Origin of the sequence: Streptomyces sp. Mut1, assembly GCF_030719295.1 — a bacterium.
Lineage (GTDB): Bacteria > Actinomycetota > Actinomycetes > Streptomycetales > Streptomycetaceae > Streptomyces > Streptomyces castrisilvae.
The window spans coordinates 3,593,388-3,613,082 of the sequence record NZ_CP120997.1; the positions used below are offsets into that span (position 1 = coordinate 3,593,388).

Genomic DNA, 19,695 nt, shown 5'->3' on the forward strand with positions numbered 1-19,695 from the left:
GGCATCCGATCCGCCGAAACCAGGCAGGTGCGAACGATGCGTACGCAGAGGAGAGGGCAGCGGGGCCGCGGGCCGCGCCCCTGGCAGCCGCCCCGGGCATCCCGCCTGACGACCGCGCGCGAGACCCTGCGCACCCTGACCCCCGCGCCCCTCCCCCGCCCCACCGCCAAACGCACCCTCGACGTGCTCCTCGGCTCGGCCCTGCTGCTCCTGGCCTCCCCGCTGCTGGCCGCCGCCGCCCTGGCGCTCGCCGTCCGGCACCGGTCGGCAGACGTACTGACGCACTCCCCGCGCACCGGGTTGCACGGCCGCCCCTTCGTCCTGCGCTCACTGCGCACCCGCCGTCTGAAACTGGACGTCACCTCCCGGCTGCACCACGTCGTACGGGGTGAGCTCTCCCTCGTGGGCCCGGCGCCGCTGGCCCCGGGCGACGTACGGAACGGCTCCGGCGGCGCGCGGCACTGGCGGCAGGAGCTGAAACCGGGCCTGACCGGCCTGGCCCAGGTGCGCCACCGCTCGGGAATGCCGTGGGACGAGGCGGCGCTCCTCGACCAGCACTACGCGGAGCACCAGGGACTGCGGCTGGACCTGGCGATCCTGGCCGAGGCGGTCCGCGCCCCCCTGCGCCGGGCGGCCCGCGCCCCGCGGTGGCGCGGCAAGGCACACCTGAGCGACACAGATCACCGCCTGCCCGGCTACAGGACGGCGGAATAAGTGGATAGTGTCAGCACAGACTGATTAAGTTACTGCTTAGTAGTAGCGATACTCGTAATCCCAGTGATCACCTCCGTGCCCACTGGAACACGCGGTACCCGCTAGTAGACGCTGGATCGATCCCCACCTCGCAGGCCCGAGGAGCCCCCAATGCAACTCGCCGCGATCATCGTGTCGCTGGTGCTGACCGTGGTCGGCGTTGCGCTCATCGCCCGAGCCGTCGCGCAGATCTACCGGTTCGTCACGCTCGGACAGCCGGTCCCGGCCGGCAGTCGCACCGACAACCCGAAGCAGCGCACCCTCACCCTGGTCAAGGAATTCCTCGGCCACACCCGGATGAACCGGTGGGGGATCGTCGGCTTCGCGCACTGGTTCGTCGCCATCGGCTTCCTGACCCTGCCGCCGACGCTGCTCCAGGCGTACGGGCAGCTGTTCAAGGCCGACTGGGTCCTGCCGATCATCGGTGAATGGCTGCCCTTCGAGCTGTACATCGAGTTCATCGGCCTGATGACGACGGTCGGCATCCTCGTGCTGATCGCCATCCGCCTGCTGAACCTCCCGTCCCGGGCGGGCCGCAAGTCCCGCTTCGCGGGCTCGAAGGCCTGGCAGGCGTACTTCGTCGAGTACGTCATCCTCGTCATCGGCCTGGCGATCCTGACCCTGCGCGGTCTTGAGGGCGCGATCCACCACGTCGGCGGCTACGAGGCCGCGTACTTCGTCTCGTACCCGCTGGTCCTCGCCTTCAAGGGACTGGCACTCGGCACCCTTCAGAACCTCATCTACTTCGTCGCGATGATCAAGATCGGCACCTCGCTGATCTGGATGATCACGGTGTCGCTCAACACCAACATGGGTGTCGCCTGGCACCGCTTCCTCGGCTTCCCGAACATCTGGTTCAAGCGGAACGCCGACGGCGAGGTCGCGCTCGGCGCGCTCCAGCCGATGACCTCGGGCGGCGAGGAGATCGACTGGGAGGACCCGGCCGAGGACGCCGTCTTCGGGGTCTCCCAGGTCGAGCAGTTCTCCTGGAAGGGCATCCTCGACTTCTCCACGTGCACCGAGTGCGGCCGCTGCCAGTCGCAGTGCCCCGCCTGGAACACCGGCAAGCCGCTCTCCCCGAAGCTCCTGATCATGTCCCTGCGCGACCACGCGCACGCCAAGGCCCCGTACCTGCTGGCCGGCGGCGGCAAGGACATGGAGGGCGAGGAGAAGGCCTCGGCCGAGCAGCTGAAGGACGTCCCCGCGGCCGCCCTCGCGGAGGCCGAGCGCCCCCTGATCGGCACGCTGGAGGAGAACGGCGTCATCGACCCGGACGTCCTCTGGTCCTGCACCACCTGCGGTGCGTGCGTGGAGCAGTGCCCGGTCGACATCGAGCACGTCGACCACATCGTCGACATGCGCCGCTACCAGGTGATGATCGAGTCCGCATTCCCGTCCGAGGCGGGGACCATGCTCAAGAACCTGGAGAAGAAGGGCAACCCCTGGGGGCTCGCCAAGAAGCAGCGCGTCGAGTGGACCAAGGAGGTCGACTTCGACGTCCCGATCGTCGGCAAGGACATCGAGGACCTCACCGAGGTCGACTACCTCTACTGGGTCGGCTGCGCCGGCGCCCTGGAGGACCGCGCGAAGAAGACCACCAAGGCCTTCGCCGAGCTCCTGCACATCGCGGGCGTCAAGTTCGCGATCATGGGCGGCGACGAGAAGTGCACGGGTGACTCGGCTCGCCGCCTGGGCAACGAGCCGCTGTTCCAGCAGCTCGGTCAGGAGAACGTCGCGATGCTGAATATGGCGTTCGGCGAGGACGACGAGGATGACTCCACCAAGAAGGCCAGGGCGACGAAGAAGATCGTCGCGACCTGCCCGCACTGCTTCAACACCATCGCCAACGAGTACCCGCAGCTCGGCGGCGAGTACGAGGTCATCCACCACACGCAGCTGCTCCAGCACCTCATCGACGAGGGCAAGCTGATCCCGGTGACCCCGGTCGAGGGCCTGATCACGTACCACGACCCCTGCTACCTGGGCCGTCACAACAAGATCTACACGCCCCCGCGCGAGATCATCGCCAAGGTCCCGGGACTGCGGAACGAGGAGATGCACCGCCACAAGGAGCGCGGCTTCTGCTGCGGCGCCGGTGGTGCCCGGATGTGGATGGAGGAGCGGATCGGCAAGCGCGTCAACAACGAGCGCGTCGACGAGGCCCTCTCCCTCAACCCGGACATCGTCTCCACGGCCTGCCCGTTCTGCCTGGTCATGCTGACCGACTCGGTCAACGGCAAGAAGAACGACGGCAAGGCGAAGGAGTCCATCCAGGTGGTCGACGTGTCGCAGTTGCTGCTCGACTCCGTGAAGACCCCGGCCGACCCGGCGGGCGAGCCGGAATCGGCCGACGCACCGGAGCCGGAACCGGCGAAGTAGCCGGGCCCGCGCCACGGCGGAGCGAAGCGGTCGGACCTGCCTCGGGGGCAGGACCGGCCGCTTCCGCTTTTCCCGCTTCTGCTTTCCCCCGCGGCGTGCTGGTGGCAGCCCCTCGGGGACCCCCTAGGGGATGTCACAGCTGAGCGTCAAAGGCCGGCCAGTTCCGCCGCCCCGGCACCCGCCCCCGATGGAGCAGGTACGTTCGATGGGTGGCTGGATTCAGGATCGGACGCGGCCGGGACAACCGCACCCCGCAGCAAGGGCAACAGCAACCGCGGCAGCAGCCGTACGGCAATCAGGCACCCCCGCCGCCGTACGGACAGCAGCAATGGCCGCCGACGGGAGGGAACAACGCCCCGCACCACGCCGCACCGGGCTACAACGACGGCGGTGCCTACCCCGCCGGCAACGGCTACAACCACCCCGGCGGCCCGCACCACCCCGGCGGCTACCCGGGCGACGGCGGCTACCAGGGCGGCGGCCCCGACGAACCCGAGTACTTCGGTGACCCGTACCCCCAGCAGGGCGGCCCGCACCACGGCGATCCGTACGCGAACAACCCCGGCCACACGCAGGCGTTCAGCATCGGCGAGGAGCCGTACAACGACGGCAACGCCTACCGCGCCGGCCACGCCCCCGCCCCGCCCGTGGGCCCGCGCCTGCACTGGAAGCAGCTGCTCAGCGGCATAGTGACGCGCCCCGGCCCGACGTTCTGGCAGATGCGGGACTACCCGGTCTGGGGTCCCGCCCTGATCGTGACGTTCCTCTACGGCCTGCTGGCCCTCTTCGGCTTCGACGAGGCCCGCGAAGACGCGATCCGCGCCCCTGTCTCCAGCGCCGTCCCGTACGTCCTCATCACGGGCGTCTGCTTCGTGCTCGGCGGCCTGGTCCTGGGCGCGGTCACCCACACGCTCGCCCGCCAGCTCGGCGGCGACGGCTCGTGGCAGCCGACGGTGGGCCTGTCCATGCTGATCATGTCCCTCACGGACGTCCCGCGCCTGGTGTTCGCGATGTTCCTGGGCGGCGAGAACTCCCTGGTCGTGATCCTCGGCTGGATCACCTGGCTGGCCGCGGCGGCGCTCCTCACCTCCATGGTGAGCAAGTCGCACGACCTGCCGTGGCCGAAGGCACTGGGCGCGTCGGCGATCCAGCTGCTGGCGCTGGTGTCGATCCTGAAACTCGGCACGATCTGAGGACCCGAGGCACACCGAAAGACCAAAAAGGGCCCGGTGACGGAGAAATCCACCACCGGGCCCACCCATTTCCACCCGCTTACTCGCTCATCGCGTACCCACTCAGGCGTCGAGAACCTGCCCACCGCGCCGCACGACGGGCTTCTCCACACTCCACGGGAAGTTGATCCAGCGATCGGTCTTCTTCCAGACGTACTCGCATTTCACGAGCGACTGGGGCTTCTCGTAGATGACCGCGGACCGCACCTCGGCAACGTGATCGACGCAGAAATCACGCACCAGCTTCAGCGTCTTCCCGGTATCGGCGACATCGTCGGCGATCAGGACCTTCTTGGCCGAGAAGTCGATGGCGTTGGGCACGGGCGCCAGCATCACCGGCATTTCCAACGTGGTGCCCACACCCGTATAGAACTCCACGTTCACCAGGTGAATGTTCTTGCAGTCCAGCGCGTACGCGAGACCACCCGCGACGAACACCCCGCCCCGCGCGATGCTCAGCACCACATCCGGCTCGTACCCGTCGTCGGCCACCGCCTGCGCCAGCTCCCGCACGGCAAGCCCGAAGCCGTCGTACGTCAGGTTCTCCCGCACGTCGTCACCCATCGACCGTCACACCTGCGTCCGGTGGAAATTCAGGAAGGAGCGCGACGCGGTCGGCCCCCGCTGCCCCTGATAACGAGATCCGTACCGCTCGGAGCCGTAAGGAAACTCCGAAGGAGAACTCAGCCGGAACATGCACAGCTGACCGATCTTCATCCCCGGCCACAGCTTTATCGGCAGCGTCGCCAGATTCGACAGCTCCAGGGTCACGTGCCCGGAGAAGCCCGGGTCGATGAACCCGGCCGTGGAATGCGTGACCAGCCCGAGCCGGCCGAGCGAACTCTTCCCCTCCAGCCGCGACGCGAGATCGTCCGGCAGCGAGATGACCTCATACGTCGACGCGAGCACGAACTCCCCGGGGTGCAGGATGAACGCCTCGTCCCCGTCCGGCTCGACGGTACGCGTCAGATCGACCTGCTCGACAGCCGGATCAATATGCGGATAACGGTGGTTCTCGAACACCCGGAAGTAGCGGTCGAGACGCACATCGATACTCGACGGCTGCACCATCGACGCATCGAATGGATCAATACGTACGCGTCCGGCGTCGATCTCGGCCCGGATGTCCTTGTCTGAGAGAAGCACCCACCGAGGATACGCAGAACGCGCGGGCCCGCCCCCATCGGGCCGCCCGCGCGCCTGTCACCCGCCCGCTACCGCTGCTCGAACACCACAGGCACGGCATGCCGCAACCGAGCACAACGAGGACAACGGATCAGCCGCCCGGGCCCGATCCGCCCGGCCCCGAGCTGCTGCATCGGAAACGAACTGGTAGCGAAAACGTGCCCTTCGGCACAGCGGACGACGGTGCGCTCCATGGAGTCCATCAAGTCCCTTCCCCATCAAGCCGTGGACGAGACCGCCACATTAGGGGATGAACAGGACCCCACTCCACGCGGCACTCCGACCACCCACGCTACGCCCCCAACTCCCGCCCCCGACACCCACGTCACCCTCACCCGGTCGGCGATGGGGTACAGTGTGGAACGATGCATCGCTGATCAGCGATGGCGTTACGCGGGTGTAGTTTAATGGTAGAACATGAGCTTCCCAAGCTCAGAGCGCGAGTTCGATTCTCGTCACCCGCTCTTTGAATTGAGGCCCTGGTCAGAGACCAGGGCCTTGTTTGTTGTCTAGACCGCCCAGGGTGCTCCGCGCCCTCCCCGTGCCCTAAGTCGCCATTGGGACGCTGTTTCGCGAGCCGTTCGCGGCCCACTCCAGGAAAGACTGATCCAGGCATCTCGGATCACGAGACATAATCCTTGTGACCTGGGTCACCGTTCGGGCGGTCAAGCGGGAACTCTCCACTCGACATGGACAGCGGTTCGCAGCCGTGTACGAGCAGCCAGCGTCAGAGCGGAGGTCCCGAAGAGAAGAACGTGCTGATGCTTCGGGTCAGACGTGACGCCTCGTTGAGCCCATGCCGCGCCGCCAAAAGCACGTATACGGCCACAGGGAAGGCCAGTATCGCCAATGGCACCATCAGCTCCGCCGGCACACCTAGCCCCGCGAGGAGCAGCGAGAAGAGCGTTACGCAGAGTACCGACCACGTGCACGCCTTCGCCAAGCGGAGGCCGTCCACCCGGTCAGGTGCCAACGAGCCCTCTCCAGATTCCCCGCTCGGGAGCAGCGCCTCCGGGAGGATTTCCTGAAAGCGATCGGCGGCGATGCTGCTCGCGGCAGTTGCGGCAAGCAGACCAAGCTTCCGCGCCGCGCCCTCGCGATCCCGCAGAAGTTCGTCCGCCGCCTGCGTAAACGTCGCCTCCACCAGCCGTACGTGGCTCACGAGTTCCTTTCGGATTGCCCGGCTAACCCCGAACGCAGATGCAGCGTCTCCGGCGACCTCCCGCAGAGGGAGACCAACTCTCCAGACTTTCTTTCGGAGTCGCCCTGCATCCGTGTAATGGCTTTCCGCCATACCGACCAGATCCCCACTGGCCGAGAGCAAGCTGAGGAGTGGGTAGAGCGGCTCGTAGCACCGCGCGATGTGCTCCGCGCGCCATGTCGACCACAGGAAAACGAGGACCAACGAGGCGCAGACGAAGACCCCAGTCGCCCGCGGGTCGCCCTCGGGTCCGAGAACGTAAGCAGAGTAGGACCCGCAAGACGTGGGACCAACGTCGAGGATCCCGCCAGGTCGACAAGCCGGGCGGTAGGTAACAACGGCTGTAACGCCCAGCACCACGAAGAAGATCAGCACTCGCCGCAGTCTCAGCAGATAGGGGGCCCATCGAAATGCAAGTGCCTTACGGACACTGTGCGTATCGAAGGCGACGGCCAGATCAGCGGCAGCCTTTTCCGCCCGCCCCACATGTTTCTCAACCTGCCGATTGTGCACTCTCTGAACTGGATGCCATCGCTGCGGCGATCCTGCACCACTCACCGTTCCCCCTGTGTCCTCGGTGAGAGGCAGCGTAGATGCAACGCCTGACAGCAAGACCGAAGATGGCTACTCCGGAGGCGTATCCACGTCCGCCGCTGTGGAAGCACGCGGCACGTCGGCCGAACTCCGATACGTATCGAGCTCAGGGCTGTGTTCGGACAGCCCCGAGCCGGTCTGCTCGTTAGGCTTCGCGAGCGCTCTGCGACCCAACGACTTCCGCTGCCTTGATCCGTTGGGCACGGCCCAGGTCATTGATGCCGTCCGCGACCTCCTGCTGCCGCTCGCCGTCGGAGTGCTGATAGATCAGCACCGCCCTCTCCGAGGACTGGCCGGCGCGGACCATCGTGTCCTTGAGCGTGGCGCCCGACTGGGTGGACAAGGTGTGGCCGGTGTGCCGGAGGTCGTAGAAGCGGAAGTCCTCCAGCAGGCCGGCCTTGGTCCGAGCCCTGCGCCACTTGCGGCCGAAGGTGGACCGGCGGAAGGGGGCGCCCCTCTCCCCGACGAACAGGAGCCCGTCGGGTTCCTTCTCGGCGTACCAGTCGAGGTGACGCTTCACCTCGATGTACAGGAAGGCGGGCAGGAAGACGGTTCGCCTTCCCGCGGCCGACTTGGTGTCGCCTTCGACGCGACGCCCGGTGGTCAGTTCGGGTGCAGCGTCCCGGATCTTGACCGCGAGAGGTTCGAGCGTGACGTCTGGGCGCCTGAGGGCGGCCTGCTCCTCCGGCCGCATGGGGATCGTCTACCTGGACCCGGAGGGCTTCTGGCACGACGGCCAGTTCATGCCGTACCCGCTGGAGGGGCCCCAGGACGGTGATCTGGTATGCCAGGCAACCGCCGCTGAGGCGCTGCCCGCACTCGTCAATCTCCTGAATCAGCACGCTGGTTGATTCACCTGCACGAAGAGGGCCGCGCCGGGTGGTGACGCTAGCGTGACGCACCCGGCCGGCCCGGACTCACCGGGCGGTCGAAAGGCAAGGAAAGGAGCGTCGACCCATGCGGGTATCCGTCATCGGCTGCGGTCACCTGGGCATCCCCCACGCCGCCGCCATGGCCGAGATCGGCCACGAGGTCATCGGCGTGGACCTGGACCAGTCGAAGATCGACCGCCTCAACACCGGCGAGTGCCCGATCTACGAGGAGGGCCTGCCGGAACTCCTGGCTACGCACACCACGTCCGGGCGGCTGCGGTTCACCACCAGCCTCGCCGAGGCGGGCGAGTTCGCGGACGTCCACTTCCTCGCGGTGGGCACGCCGATCGACGCGGACGGGCGGAGTTACGACACCGGGCAGGTCTTCGGCGCCGCCCGCGCGCTGGCCCCGCACCTGACTCGCCCGACGGTGATCATCGGCAAGTCAACGGTCACGGTCGGGACATCCCGAGATCTCGGCGCACTTCTGGCCCGGCTCTCTCCGGCCGGGGAGAACGTGGAGGTCGTCTGGAACCCGGAATTCCTGCGCGAGGGCCACGCCATCGACGACACGCTGCGACCCGACCGGATCGTGGTCGGCGTCCCCTCGGCCCGCGCCGAGGACGTCGTACGCGAGGTGTACGCGCCGCTCCTCGCCGACGGCATCCCCCTGTTCGTCACGGACCCGGCCACCGCCGAACTGATCAAGGGCGCGGCGAACGCGTACCTCGGCATGAAGATCTCCTTCATCAACGGCGTCGCCGACATGTGCGCCGCAGCCGGAGCCGACGTCCAGCAACTCACCGAAGCCATCGGCGTGGACCCTCGCATCGGCCGCGGCGGCCTGAACGTCGGCCCCGGGTACGGCGGCGGCTGCCTCCCCAAGGACGTCCGCGCATTCACCGCTTCCGCCCGCGCCCTGGGCGCCGCTGAGGCCGCAACCATGCTGCGCGCGGCGGAAGAGGTCAACGAATCACGCCCCACCGCCGCGCTGAAGCTCATCGAGCAGACCCTCGGCCGCCCGGTTGACGGCGTACGCATCACCGTCTGGGGCGCGTCCTTCAAGGCCGGCACCAACGACGTACGCGAGTCCCCGGCTCTGGCGATCGCCGCGCTGATGCACCAGCGCGGAGCGACCGTCACCGTCCACGACCCGCACGCCGTACCCAGTGCGCTGCGCCGCAACCCCGAACTCGACTACGCCGACACCCTCGACGCCTCCGTCCACGGCGCCGAACTGATCGTCCTGGCCACGGAATGGCCCCACTTCCGCGAGGCGGATCCCAAGGCCCTCGCCCCACTGATCGCGACCCCGGTCCTCGTCGACCTCCGCAACCTCATCGACGCCGACGCCTGGCGCATGGCCGGATGGACCGTACGCCAGCTCGGACGCCCCGCACAGGAATAACCGAACCCCATCGATCGGAGGTCCGACGTGGACACCCTGTGGGACAACATCGAGAAGCTCTCCGCCGTCTGCCGGGCGGCAGGCGCCCACCTACCCGACGAGGAACTCAAAGCCCTCCAGGTCGGCAAGGTCGCCGAAGAGGCCGGCGAAGCCATGCACGCCCTCCACGGCCTGAAGGGCCTCACCACCTGCGACGACGACCACACCTGGTCCGAGGTCCAGAACGACCTGGGCGGCGGCGTCATCGCCGCCCTCCTGGCGATGCACTACATCGACCCCACAGGCGCCCGCGCCACCTTCGACGAGATCCTCCACCGCCGGACGCGAAGGGGCCGCGAGGCCGTCGCATCAACCTGACAGCCTCCGGACCCACCGTCGACCGCGCCCACCAGGTGCGGCCGACGGCCGTTTGCGAACACAAGCCATGCCGGGTACCTGATTCCGGCGCAATAGAATTCTTCCTGGCACCCACCGACTACCCGGACCTCGGCGACGACTGGAAGCCGCTGGACATCAAGGACCCGAGTAACTGGAACGGTTGCGAGGAAGTAGCTGTGCAGATCCAGGAGCGGCTGGGCGGTGGAACCCGCTACAGAATAAGCAACGCCATACCCGACCCGCTCGCCGAGAACTTCGCCATGGGGCCCTACAGGAACACCGACCCGGCATGGTTCCACCATGACGTAGTCATGCACAACGGGCGCGTCTACGACGGCTTCACCGGTCGAACCGGCCTGCGCAAGCAAGAATACGACGAACTATGGGATCCCAACTATCTCGATATCCTGCATTGGAGGCCACTCGATTGATGCTTCACGAAATCCTACCCCACCTCCGCAAAAGGCCGCTCATGTTCGGGGTGGACGGAACGTTCGCCACTCACGTTTCGTTCCTCTACGGGTACTCTGCTGGCGATCCGCGAGGGGAACTCCAGAAGTTTCACGCATGGCTCAATAAAGATTTCGAGGCCGGCTCGAATATGAGCTGGGTCTGGCTCGTACTAAAAAGGGCCTTTCCGGGAAAAAACTCACTGTGGGATCCGAACGCCCCCCGCACCCCCGAGGAAGAAGCCACTGCCGTGGTCGCCCTGCTGACATCCCTTGAGGAATTCATCAACTCAGAGGAAGGGAAGCACCAATAGCCCAGCCCAGACAATATTGGCCGGGTCAGCTTTCTGTTTCCTTTTCACGCACCCTCAGGGAACCGGCCTGGCCACCGGGGCGAAATGCGTCATGGAGGCGACGACATGTCCAAGCTCTGCGGCAACCAGGTCCGCAGCATCCCTCTCTGACCCACCAGGCCGCCCCGGAGCACGCGCCCTGGCAGGCTCCCGCTTTCTCTTCGGACCTCGTGCCCCACCCGTGCCCAGCGGAGCGGACAACAGCGGTCAAGAACAGCTTCCAGGGACCGTGCCCATGGAGACGATCCGACTCGAAAGCGCAGGCCAGAACCGCTTCGGCGGCCCAAGAACCGCAGATTCCCAAGCTCAGAGCGCGAGTTCGATTCTCGTCACCCGCTCTTTGAATTGAGGCCCTGGTCGATGACCAGGGCCTTATTTGCTGTCCAGACCAACCAGAGGGCTCCGCACCCTCCGCATGCCCCGGGCCTCCGTCGGCGCCTGTGGCGGAGGTGACCGACCTCGGCGTGAACGAATCAGTTCCTCTCCGACCGGAGCTGGGAGAGGACATGCGCAACCGGCAAGTCGTACTGGCCCCTGTCCTTCTCCCAGTAGGTGAGCACACCAGCGGTGGCCTCCGCCAAGTCCGTGGGCAGGTCAGCCGCGCGGAGAGTATCGGCGACCTCCTCCATCTCAGGTGCCCAGCGCCAGGCCCGAGCCGCCACGCTCGGCAAGTACCCCGGATCGGAGAGGATCGCGGAGACCATGACCTCCGCTTCGGCAGTCAGCTGCTCGCCGACCCCATGGGCGCCGGCGAGCGCGTGCGCGACGCCGGCGAGCGTACGAGCGGCCTTCTGGTAACTGGCAAAGGCCATCTTCAGAGCGGAAGCGGAACCGGATGTGTCCCCGACCCGGCACACATGCAGGGCCGTGTCCGTGGACAACGACGCGACCAGGTCAACGGCGAAGCCGGGCCCTGCGAGGCTGGGGCCATCCATCTGCCCCACGCAAAAACACAGGTCAGGGTCTATTTCGCAACCCAAGCACCGTTGCTTCCCAACGTCAGACCGCGAGTGCGATTCTGGAGTGGCCTGGAGCCATGTCACTCGGCGGCAATTCATGATGGCGTCATGTCCACCGAGCCGAGCAATCCCCGAGCAGAAACCACCCACGTCAACGTGGTCACCGACGGAGTCACGAGAGCTTTCGTGTGGGAGGACGGCGCACGTATCGAGGTGCGTAACCTCGGCGCCGAGATTGTCATCGAGGCCAACGCGGCAGGGCTACGTACTCTGGCCGGCCACCTGCTCACGCTCGCCCAGGACGGCACTCCGGACGGAACTCATCTGCATCTGGAGGAGAGCAACGGCCTCCAAGCCGGATCGACGGGCCTGGTCCTGGAGCGCTGTGATGGGGAGTGAGGCCGTGCCGGACTCGTGGTGAAACAATTCGGATGCCCCAGCATCGACGGTCGCGACAGAGGGCATCCGGCGACCGGCCGAGTTCCACATTCCGCAGGTCTCGGCGTCCGTCTCCTCGTTCTGCCCGGTGGTTGCCGAGCTCGGATCCCTCATCCTGTTTCACGTCTCGGGACCGACCACCAAGTCCCTGGCTGCGGACAAGGCGACTTCTATCCTCAGGTGATGAGCTACGACATCTACTTCCTGAGCCGGCGCGACGGTCAGTCGTGGGAAGAGGTCCTGGACACGATGCAGGACGCCGCCGAGGACAACGCACCGATCCCTGCGAAGTCGCTCGAAGCCTGGCAGCGCATAGTGCCGCAAGCCCGGACTCTGCTGGGTGACGTGGACATCACGGCGTACGAGCAGGAGTCGCGCGATCTGAGCCACTCAGGCACCGGTATCGGCCTGTCGTTCTTCGGCGACGAAGTCAGCATCACTGTGCCGTATTGGCACACTGGGGACGCTGCCGCCGCTGTGCTGGGCAATGTCTTCGCTCTCTCGGCGATCGTGGAGAAGGAGACCGGGCTGTCTCCCTACGACCCGCAGATGGAGCTTCCGGTCGCGGACATGGCGCCACAGGACTCGACAGCGCTCATGTCGCGGATCACCGGTGATCTGCGTAGCCGGTACGGAGCCTGAGTCCTGCCTCACCCGTCAGGCGGTGATCCCGCGGACCACACTGCTGTGGCCCTGCCACGACGTGCCGGTAACGGCGGCAACCAACGGTCGGCACAGGTGCCGATACGCCACTCGCGACCGGAGGCACAGGACGGGCGCTAGCGAAGAGTGGGTTCGAGCAGCAGTTCGCTCAGGGCCGACGGCATGGTGATCATGCAGTCGTGGCCGGTCGGGAGTTGCCGTATCCGTGCCGGGGAGCCGTTGGGCTGTGTCGCGGGGACGGGCCGCCGCACGATGCCTTCCGGTTCTGCGCCGACGCAGTGGATGTGCGTACGCGGAACCGAGTCCAAGGCGGGGTTGTCCAGCCGGGCCGGCTGCTGAAGGCAGCGCACCGGCTGGTCGGAGAGTGTCGTACGCAGCCACGCGACGTCCACCGGGTCGGTGACCCCGAACAGCCCGAGGGGCGGAGGCATCTCGGGCAGCGGCGGGATGCGCCAGCTGGTCCCGGACTCGGCGGCCAGGTCGATCAGGTTCTGGGACATGGGCTGCACGTCGACGGCGGTCTCTCCGTGCTCCGGGACCATCGCGTCCAGGTACACCAGATGCGCGATCCGTTCCGGCACCTCGTTGGCCACGGACGAGACGACCAGCCCCGCGTAGCTGTGCCCCACGAGCACCACCTCGCGCAGGTCCTCCTCGTGGATCAGCTTTACGAGCTCCTCGACGTGCGTGTCGAGCCCCACCTCGGGGCCGAGCAGGTGCGCCTTGTCGCCGTAGCCGGTCAGCGAGGGCGCGAACACGCGGTGTCCCGCCGACTCCAGCAGCGGGACCACCCGCTCCCAGCACCGGCCGCTGTGCCAGGCACCGTGCACCAGCAGAAATGTCGACATCAGGGGATTCTCTTCCTCATCGGGGTGTGAAGAGGCACGGAGACATTACGGTTCCTGTTTGCGCCTCGGTACTCTTTGGGAACCGTCATCATCGTGCGGCACCTGCCACATCCCGATCAATAAGGCACATTTACGTGCCCTGGTTCTCTGGAGGTAACCATGAACGGCACAGCGGGCGGCGAGTCGCGGGCGGCGCGGCCGGCGGACCCGTGCCAGGCGCGTGAGGTGCTCGGCATCGTCGGCGACAAGTGGTCACTGCTGATCGTGCGCAACCTCAGCGAGGGGCCACGCCGCTTCACCGAACTCAAGCGGGCCGTCGACGGGATCAGCCAGCGCATGCTCACCGTCACCCTGCGCGGCCTGGAACGCGATGGGATCCTCACCCGGACCGTCCGCAATGTCATGCCACCGCACGTCAGTTACGAACTCACTCCGATGGGCAGGACCCTCCGCGAAGCCACCGCGCCCCTGTTGGAGTGGAGCATCAGCCACCTGACTCACATCGACGCCGCCCGCGCCGCGTACGACGCCCGCCCCGACACTCCGCCCGCCTGACGACGACTTCATCGACACCCGCGGCCGGCTTGGCCGTGACCGGCTGCGTCCGCGCATCGACCGCGCATCGACCGCGGCTGACGGTGGGGAAGGCCCGATCAGCGAGTCGTTGACAAGGCTCGGAAAGGATGCCGCCACGGCCCCGGCCGGCATTCCGTCTTCGTCGCCGTCGTCCACCACATCCGCTGTGGGATACCCGTCCTCGGTCACGACCGCCTTGCCGGTGGCCGCCTCGATCGCCTCTACTTCGGGGAGGTCGTGGCTGAACCCGGTCTCCGTCCAGCCGCCGTACCGCTCGCCGGACACACCGCACCAGTACCAACCAGCCAGGCAGCCGTTGCCATCAGGGGCGGCCTGTAGGAAGTCGGTGTTGGAAACCTCCCATATGGCGGAAGAGCCTCCTCCCTCACTTCTGCGACCTAGGGTGAGAGGACCAGGACGCCGAGGAAGGGAACCCGGTATGGACCCGATCACAGCAGCGGCCCTCGCGGCAATGGCGGGGAGTGCGGGCAGCGAGGCCGGCCGCCAGGCGTGGTCCGGGCTGACGGATCTGGTGAGGCGCCCGTTCCGGCGCGGAACGATTCCGGAGCCCACCGGGGAAGGGAGCCCCCGGGTCAGCTCCGGGGAGCTGGAGCTGACCGCCCTCCGGGACGACAGCACCGACCCGAACCGGGCGCAGGCACTGGTGACGGCCCTTCACGTACGAGCGGCTCTGGACGAGGAGTTCCGCGTACGCCTGGATGAGTGGTGGCGGGAGACACAGGTCGCCGGCCGCAGTCAGGTCAGCAACAACGTCTCGGGGAACGTCTCAGACGGTGCGGTGCTCCAAGGCCGCGACTTCTCCAAGCTCACCTTCAACATGAGTCGCGGCACGAGGAACCCGGACCCCGAGTAGCCGAGCCCTCCCCGCCGTCCCCGCCGAACTCCGGCAGAGGCTGCCGCCGCAGGCATTCCTGACGACCCGGATACGTGTGATTGGCTCGTTCTCACCGCGGCACCCGCTGCCGACAGTTTCAGGTGCCCACCCCCACCTGGCAGCCAAGCCATCCAGGGAGAATCGGTGAGACGGTTGCCTCACGGCGACACATGCGCTAGCAGAATGGAGCCGGGAGCCGGGAGCCGGGAGCCGGGAGCCGGGAGCCGGGAGCCGGGAGCCGGGAGCCGGGAGCCGGGAGCCGGGAGCCGGGAGCCGGGAGCCGGGAGCCGGGAGCCGGGAGCCGGGAGCCGGGAGCCGGGAGCCGGGAGCCGGGAGCCGGGAGCCGGGAGCCGGGAGCCGGGAGCCGGGAGCCGGGAGCCGGGAGCCGGGAGCCGGGAGCCGGGAGCCGGGAGCCGGGAGCCGGGAGCCGGGAGCCGGGAGCCGGGAGCCGGGAGCCGGGAGCCGGGAGCCGGGAGCCGGGAGCCGGGAGCCGGGTTGTGTGCGATCCTGCCCTCGGGCGGAGGTACGCGATGGAGTCGGACGGGCGCATTCTCGTCCCCGTGGGCGCCGACGCCGCGCGCTGGCGTACTTTCGGTGCCGAGCGCACGGTGGTGGCCGCCGCGCGGACGGTGACGTCGCTGGTCCGTGTGCTGGACGTGATGCCCGAGATCGTGCACGACGATCCGCGTATCGCCGTGGTGTTCGCGTACGACCCGACGTCGGCGTTCAACAACGGAGTGCTCGATCTGCTCCGCTCGCGTGGCTGCCGCACGCTGCCGTGGTCCCAGCTCCCTGAGATCGCCCCCGACCTGTTGATCTCCGCCTCCGAGAACGTCAAGGTGCCGCCCGGCGACTATCCGGTGGTGGTCCTTCCGCACGGGGTCGGCTTTCAGAAACAGGTCCCCGACTCGGCCGGACCGGGCACCCGTCTCTCCGGTCTGGTCCACGACGACCTGCTGGCCGCCCGGCGTGCCTGGCTCGCGGTCTCCCACCCCGACCAGGAGGCGCAGCTGGCGGCGGCCCACCCCGGCACGGTCGGCAGGACGGTACTGGTGGGCGACCCCTGCCTGGACCGGCTCCGGGCGAGCGCCCGATGGCGGGAGCGGTACCGGGCCGCCCTCGGAGTCGCCCCCGGTACGCGGCTGGTTCTGGTCAGCTCGACCTGGGGCGAGGAGTCGCTGGCCGGGGCGTGGCCGGGGCTTCCGGCGGATCTGCTGGCTCAGTTGCCCACCGACGAGTACCGGGTGGCACTCGTACTGCATCCGAACGTCTGGTCCGGGCACGGGGACTGGCAGGTCCGGGTCATGCAGCGGACCGCGCTGGAGGCGGGCCTGATCGCCGTCGACCCGACGGACGGCTGGCAGCAGGCCCTGGTCGCCTCGGACCTGGTGATCGGGGATCACGGATCCGTGACGCTGTACGGAGCGGCGCTCGGCCGCCCCGTACTGCTGGGTGCGTTCGGATCGGAGGCCGTTCCCGGTACGGCCGGGTACGCGCTCCGCTCGGCGGCCGGACGGCTGGAGCCGGGCCGCCCGCTGGGACCGCAGGTGGGGGCGGCCGTGGCCGGCCACGTGCGGGACCGGTTCGCGTCGGTCGGCGCCGCGGCCTTCGCCGAGCCCGGCCAGGCCCTGCCGAGGCTGCGGGAGCTGGTCTACGACCTTCTGGACCTCCCCCGGCCGAAGCAGCCGGGGCGTGGCGCACGCGCCTTCCCGCTACCGTCCCTGGACACCGCCAGGACGCGGTCGCTGATGGTGCACACCTCCGTGGTGCGAGATCCTGACGGCGAACCGCGGGTGGACGTGCGTCGTTTTCCCGCCGCGCTCGCCACTGAGACGGCGGAGGGCGAGGCCGCCTTCTGGCACCTGGCGTGTGACATCGACGAACCGGACACCCGCCTCACCGAGAGCGCCACCGTCATCTGTGCCGGTTCGGAAGTCCTCTCGCCCGCGGCTGCGCGGCAGCGCGTGTCCGCCCTGTTGGCCGACTTTCCCGGGGCCCGGATCGCCGCGGTGCCCGGGGAGGACGGCCACTGCGTCGTCGGGGTGCGCGACGGACGGGCCGTGCGTGTCGGTACGGCGGAGGAACCGGGTCCCGATCCCGGCTCAGCCGCGGCCGCGGTCTACGTGTGTCTGCGGCTCGGCATGCCCCTGGACGGCACCGCGATGACCGTCGTCCACGGCACGCGTCACCAGAGGCTGCTGCTCGGCCCCGTACCGCCGCCCACGGATCAGTCGGTGCCGAGCCGGGCCAGGACCGCGGCCGCCCGGGGGCTGCCGCCCTCCTCGTAGATCACGAGGGCCCGACGCAGACAGTCCTTGGCGGCTTGGGGGTCCTCCAGCAGATCTGCCAGGTCCTCCAGTGCCTGGGCCTCGTAGTGCGAGGTGTCGCACCGGCGCAGTTCGTCCACGGCCTGGGAGAGGGCGGTCGCGGCCTCTCCGCGAGCGCCGGTACGCAGAAGCACGCGGCCGGTGTCGGCGAGTGTCCGCGCGGCCAACGGCGCGTCGGCCAGGGCGAGGAACTCCTCCCTGGCCCGGGTCAGCGCGAGGAGGGCCGTGGTGTGGTCTCCGTCCGCGCTCTGCGCGCAGCCGAGGAAATAGCGCGCCAGGGCCTCGCCGCGCTCCTCCCCCGCCTCGGTGTTGAGCGCCAACGAGGCGCGGTACGCGTCGACCGCCCGCGCCGGGTCCTGCCGCGCGTCCCAGTACCGTCCGAGGAACTCCTGCACAGACGCCTGAAGGGTCAGATGCCCCGACTCCACGGCAAGCTGCTCGGCACTGTCCAGTTCCGCCTTCGCCCGGGCGTCCTGTCCCAGGCCGAGCAGCGGTCGGGACAGGAGGCTGCGCAGCCGGGCCTCGGCAGCCGGATCGCCGTCGCGCCGGGCCGCGTCGGCGCCCAGCACGAGGGACTCCCGCCAGTCCGCGAGGTGCCGGTGGCGGAAGAAGAGAACGGTGAACGCCTCGGCCATCTGCCACACGGACCGGTCCAGGCCGAAGCCGGACGCGGTCCGGAGCACGGCGAGGATATTGGCCCGCTCGGCCTCCAGCCAGCTGATCGCGTCACGTCCGGGATCAGCCGCCCCGGCGAACGGTCCGGGGCCGCCATCCGGTCCGAAGGCGCCCGTCGTAAGGGACAGTTGGGCGATCCGGAGCCGGTCGGCGCGGACAGCGAGGTCCGCCGCGACAGTCAGCAGGAGGTAGTGGCCGGTCACCCGGCGTACCCTCTCCCCTTCCGCACCGGGGGGATCGACCGCATGGGCGACATCTCTGGCATGCAGCCGGACCAGGCCGTGCAGGACGTACCTGCGATCGTCCGTCACCGACAGCAGACTGGCCGTCTCCAGCACGTCCAGTGCCTCTTGGGCCTCGGCCGTCGTCGTCAGCCCCGCGGCGACCGCCGCGACGGCGGTGTCGAAGCTCAGGCCGGGCAGATGCCCCAAGGTCCGGTACATACGGGCGGCGGCTTCGGGGAGGTCCTGGTAGGCGAGTTCAAGGGCTGCGGACACGGTGCGCTCCTCGTGGGCTGAGGACACGGAAATGTGGCTGAGACGGTTCTGTTCGTCGGACAGCGCGGCAACCAGCGCGTTGATGGTGAGCCGCCGATGGGTCAGCAGCCGCGCGGCACAGATACGCAGGGCGAGCGGCAGGCCGCCGCACAGTTCGACGAGCCGGGCCGCACCTTCCGGTTCGTCCGCGATCCGCCCGGGACCGCAGATGTTCGACAACAGTGCCAGGGCGCTGTCGGTATCGAGGACGTCCAGCTGAAGCAGTGCCGCACCGTCGAGGACGAGCTCGCCCATCCGCCACGTGCTGGTCGCCACCATCGCACTCCCGGGGCCCTGCGGCAGGAGTGCCGTGACCTGCGCGGGACGCGTCACACCGTCCAGCACCACCAGCAGCTGCCGCTCGGCCGACAGGTCCCGGTAGAGAGCGGTCCGGTCGGCGAGGCCCACCGGCAGGTACTGATCGCGTACGCCCATGGCCCGCAGGCAGCCGGCGAGCGCTTCGGAGACATCCCCGCCGGCGCCGGCACGCAGCCCGGCGAAATCGATGAAGAGCTGGCCTCCGGGGAAACGAAGCTGATTGTTGTGGGCCCACTGGCAGGCCGCGGCAGTCTTGCCGATCCCGGGGAGCCCGCTGAAGACGCCGATCGGGCAGCCCAGGAGTTCACCGGCTGCGAGTAACTCGTCCAACGCGGCCAGCGGCTCCCGGCGGTCCACGAACCCTCGCGGGGGCCGCGGCACCTGGTCCGGGCGCCGCCCGTCCGCCGGCGCCGGCCCTTCCTGGTACTGGAAGGTGATCCCCCCGTACACGACACCGGCTTGGACGAACTGGCCGTCCACATTCCCGGAGAGGTTGTTCGCGATACCCGCAGGCACCGGGCGTTCCGCACCATCCTGCGCGCTCATGAAGCACCGCCTCTCGGGGATCTCCGGCTCATGGTCACCGTACTGGAACCCGGGCGAGGAGGGAGGGGTTCCGTGACCGGTACGCCGCCGGACTTGGGGCTGCACAGGGA

General features: G+C 68.4%; 19 protein-coding genes, 1 tRNA gene and 1 pseudogene. 14 read left to right on the forward strand and 7 right to left on the reverse strand.

The window, feature by feature from the left end; all coding sequences use genetic code 11:
- Positions 1-36 precede the first annotated feature (36 nt).
- The 3 genes from P8A18_RS15445 to P8A18_RS15455 all read left to right on the forward strand — a co-directional run bounded on the left by P8A18_RS15445 (position 37) and on the right by P8A18_RS15455 (position 4,325).
- Positions 37-714 carry a sugar transferase gene (locus P8A18_RS15445; RefSeq protein WP_306055157.1) on the forward strand — a complete coding sequence of 226 codons (678 nt, stop codon included), beginning with the start codon at positions 37-39 and terminating at the stop codon, positions 712-714.
- Positions 715-864: 150 nt separating this feature from the next.
- The gene (locus P8A18_RS15450; RefSeq protein WP_306055159.1) at positions 865-3,132 is read left to right on the forward strand and encodes a (Fe-S)-binding protein; all 2,268 of its coding nucleotides are present in this window, start codon (positions 865-867) and stop codon (positions 3,130-3,132) included.
- A gap of 209 nt (positions 3,133-3,341) precedes the next feature.
- Positions 3,342-4,325 carry a Yip1 family protein gene (locus tag P8A18_RS15455; RefSeq protein WP_306055161.1) on the forward strand — a complete coding sequence of 328 codons (984 nt, stop codon included), beginning with the start codon at positions 3,342-3,344 and terminating at the stop codon, positions 4,323-4,325.
- A 102-nt stretch (positions 4,326-4,427) separates the two neighbouring features.
- On the opposite strand, the gene P8A18_RS15460 is transcribed toward P8A18_RS15455, so the two are convergent.
- On the reverse strand, positions 4,428-4,928 hold the full coding sequence (locus P8A18_RS15460) for a phosphoribosyltransferase (RefSeq protein WP_306055163.1): 501 nt from the start codon (positions 4,926-4,928) through the stop codon (positions 4,428-4,430).
- A gap of 6 nt (positions 4,929-4,934) precedes the next feature.
- Positions 4,935-5,510, reverse strand: a complete 576-nt coding sequence (dcd, locus tag P8A18_RS15465) for a dCTP deaminase (protein WP_026249506.1) — start codon at positions 5,508-5,510, stop codon at positions 4,935-4,937.
- Between the two features lie 432 nt (positions 5,511-5,942).
- On the opposite strand from dcd, the gene P8A18_RS15470 reads away from it, so the two are divergent.
- Positions 5,943-6,013, forward strand: a tRNA-Gly gene (locus P8A18_RS15470).
- A 263-nt stretch (positions 6,014-6,276) separates the two neighbouring features.
- Here P8A18_RS15470 and P8A18_RS15475 read toward each other — a convergent pair.
- Both P8A18_RS15475 and P8A18_RS15480 read right to left on the reverse strand, forming a co-directional pair.
- On the reverse strand, positions 6,277-6,711 hold the full coding sequence (locus tag P8A18_RS15475; protein WP_306055167.1) for a hypothetical protein: 435 nt from the start codon (positions 6,709-6,711) through the stop codon (positions 6,277-6,279).
- A gap of 778 nt (positions 6,712-7,489) precedes the next feature.
- A pseudogene (locus P8A18_RS15480) lies at positions 7,490-8,041 on the reverse strand (tyrosine-type recombinase/integrase); the annotation flags it as partial.
- On the opposite strand from P8A18_RS15480, the gene P8A18_RS15485 reads away from it, so the two are divergent.
- The 5 genes from P8A18_RS15485 (at position 8,037) to P8A18_RS15505 (ending at position 10,765) form a co-directional block, all read left to right on the forward strand.
- The gene (locus P8A18_RS15485) at positions 8,037-8,195 is read left to right on the forward strand and encodes a hypothetical protein (protein WP_306055168.1); all 159 of its coding nucleotides are present in this window, start codon (positions 8,037-8,039) and stop codon (positions 8,193-8,195) included. The pseudogene P8A18_RS15480 and the gene P8A18_RS15485 overlap by 5 nt on opposite strands.
- Before the next feature lie 106 nt (positions 8,196-8,301).
- Positions 8,302-9,624 (forward strand): UDP-glucose dehydrogenase family protein, encoded by a 1,323-nt coding sequence (locus P8A18_RS15490; protein WP_306055169.1) that lies wholly within the window; start codon positions 8,302-8,304, stop codon positions 9,622-9,624.
- A gap of 27 nt (positions 9,625-9,651) precedes the next feature.
- Positions 9,652-9,981 (forward strand): MazG-like family protein, encoded by a 330-nt coding sequence (locus tag P8A18_RS15495; RefSeq protein WP_306055170.1) that lies wholly within the window; start codon positions 9,652-9,654, stop codon positions 9,979-9,981.
- A gap of 197 nt (positions 9,982-10,178) precedes the next feature.
- Complete coding sequence (locus P8A18_RS15500; RefSeq protein WP_306055171.1) at positions 10,179-10,433, forward strand: hypothetical protein; 255 nt, start codon at positions 10,179-10,181, stop codon at positions 10,431-10,433.
- Positions 10,434-10,474: 41 nt separating this feature from the next.
- On the forward strand, positions 10,475-10,765 hold the full coding sequence (locus tag P8A18_RS15505; protein WP_306055172.1) for a hypothetical protein: 291 nt from the start codon (positions 10,475-10,477) through the stop codon (positions 10,763-10,765).
- Positions 10,766-11,277: 512 nt separating this feature from the next.
- Here P8A18_RS15505 and P8A18_RS15510 read toward each other — a convergent pair.
- The gene (locus P8A18_RS15510; protein ID WP_371933674.1) at positions 11,278-11,616 is read right to left on the reverse strand and encodes a DUF1932 domain-containing protein; all 339 of its coding nucleotides are present in this window, start codon (positions 11,614-11,616) and stop codon (positions 11,278-11,280) included.
- Positions 11,617-11,871: 255 nt separating this feature from the next.
- Here P8A18_RS15510 and P8A18_RS15515 point away from each other — a divergent pair, with 255 nt between their 5' ends.
- Together P8A18_RS15515 and P8A18_RS15520 are read left to right on the forward strand one after the other, a co-directional pair.
- Positions 11,872-12,162, forward strand: a complete 291-nt coding sequence (locus tag P8A18_RS15515; protein WP_306055173.1) for an Imm32 family immunity protein — start codon at positions 11,872-11,874, stop codon at positions 12,160-12,162.
- 222 nt (positions 12,163-12,384) lie between these two features.
- Positions 12,385-12,843, forward strand: a complete 459-nt coding sequence (locus tag P8A18_RS15520; RefSeq protein WP_306055175.1) for a hypothetical protein — start codon at positions 12,385-12,387, stop codon at positions 12,841-12,843.
- Between the two features lie 137 nt (positions 12,844-12,980).
- On the opposite strand, the gene P8A18_RS15525 is transcribed toward P8A18_RS15520, so the two are convergent.
- Positions 12,981-13,712, reverse strand: coding sequence for an alpha/beta hydrolase (locus P8A18_RS15525; protein WP_306055177.1), 732 nt, complete (start codon positions 13,710-13,712; stop codon positions 12,981-12,983).
- A gap of 159 nt (positions 13,713-13,871) precedes the next feature.
- Between P8A18_RS15525 and P8A18_RS15530 the strand changes: the two genes are divergently transcribed.
- From P8A18_RS15530 to P8A18_RS15540, 3 genes are all read left to right on the forward strand, one after another.
- Positions 13,872-14,267 (forward strand): winged helix-turn-helix transcriptional regulator, encoded by a 396-nt coding sequence (locus P8A18_RS15530; protein WP_306055179.1) that lies wholly within the window; start codon positions 13,872-13,874, stop codon positions 14,265-14,267.
- 460 nt (positions 14,268-14,727) lie between these two features.
- Complete coding sequence (locus P8A18_RS15535) at positions 14,728-15,162, forward strand: hypothetical protein (protein ID WP_306055180.1); 435 nt, start codon at positions 14,728-14,730, stop codon at positions 15,160-15,162.
- A 551-nt stretch (positions 15,163-15,713) separates the two neighbouring features.
- Positions 15,714-17,471: a hypothetical protein gene (locus tag P8A18_RS15540; protein ID WP_306055182.1), complete on the forward strand. Its 1,758-nt coding sequence runs from the start codon at positions 15,714-15,716 to the stop codon at positions 17,469-17,471.
- Here the strand turns inward: P8A18_RS15540 and P8A18_RS15545 are convergent.
- Entirely contained in the window at positions 17,411-19,585 is a 2,175-nt protein-coding gene (locus P8A18_RS15545; protein ID WP_306055184.1) for an NB-ARC domain-containing protein, read from the reverse strand. The two genes, P8A18_RS15540 and P8A18_RS15545, sit on opposite strands and share 61 nt — an antisense overlap.
- Between the last annotated feature and the right edge of the window lie 110 nt (positions 19,586-19,695).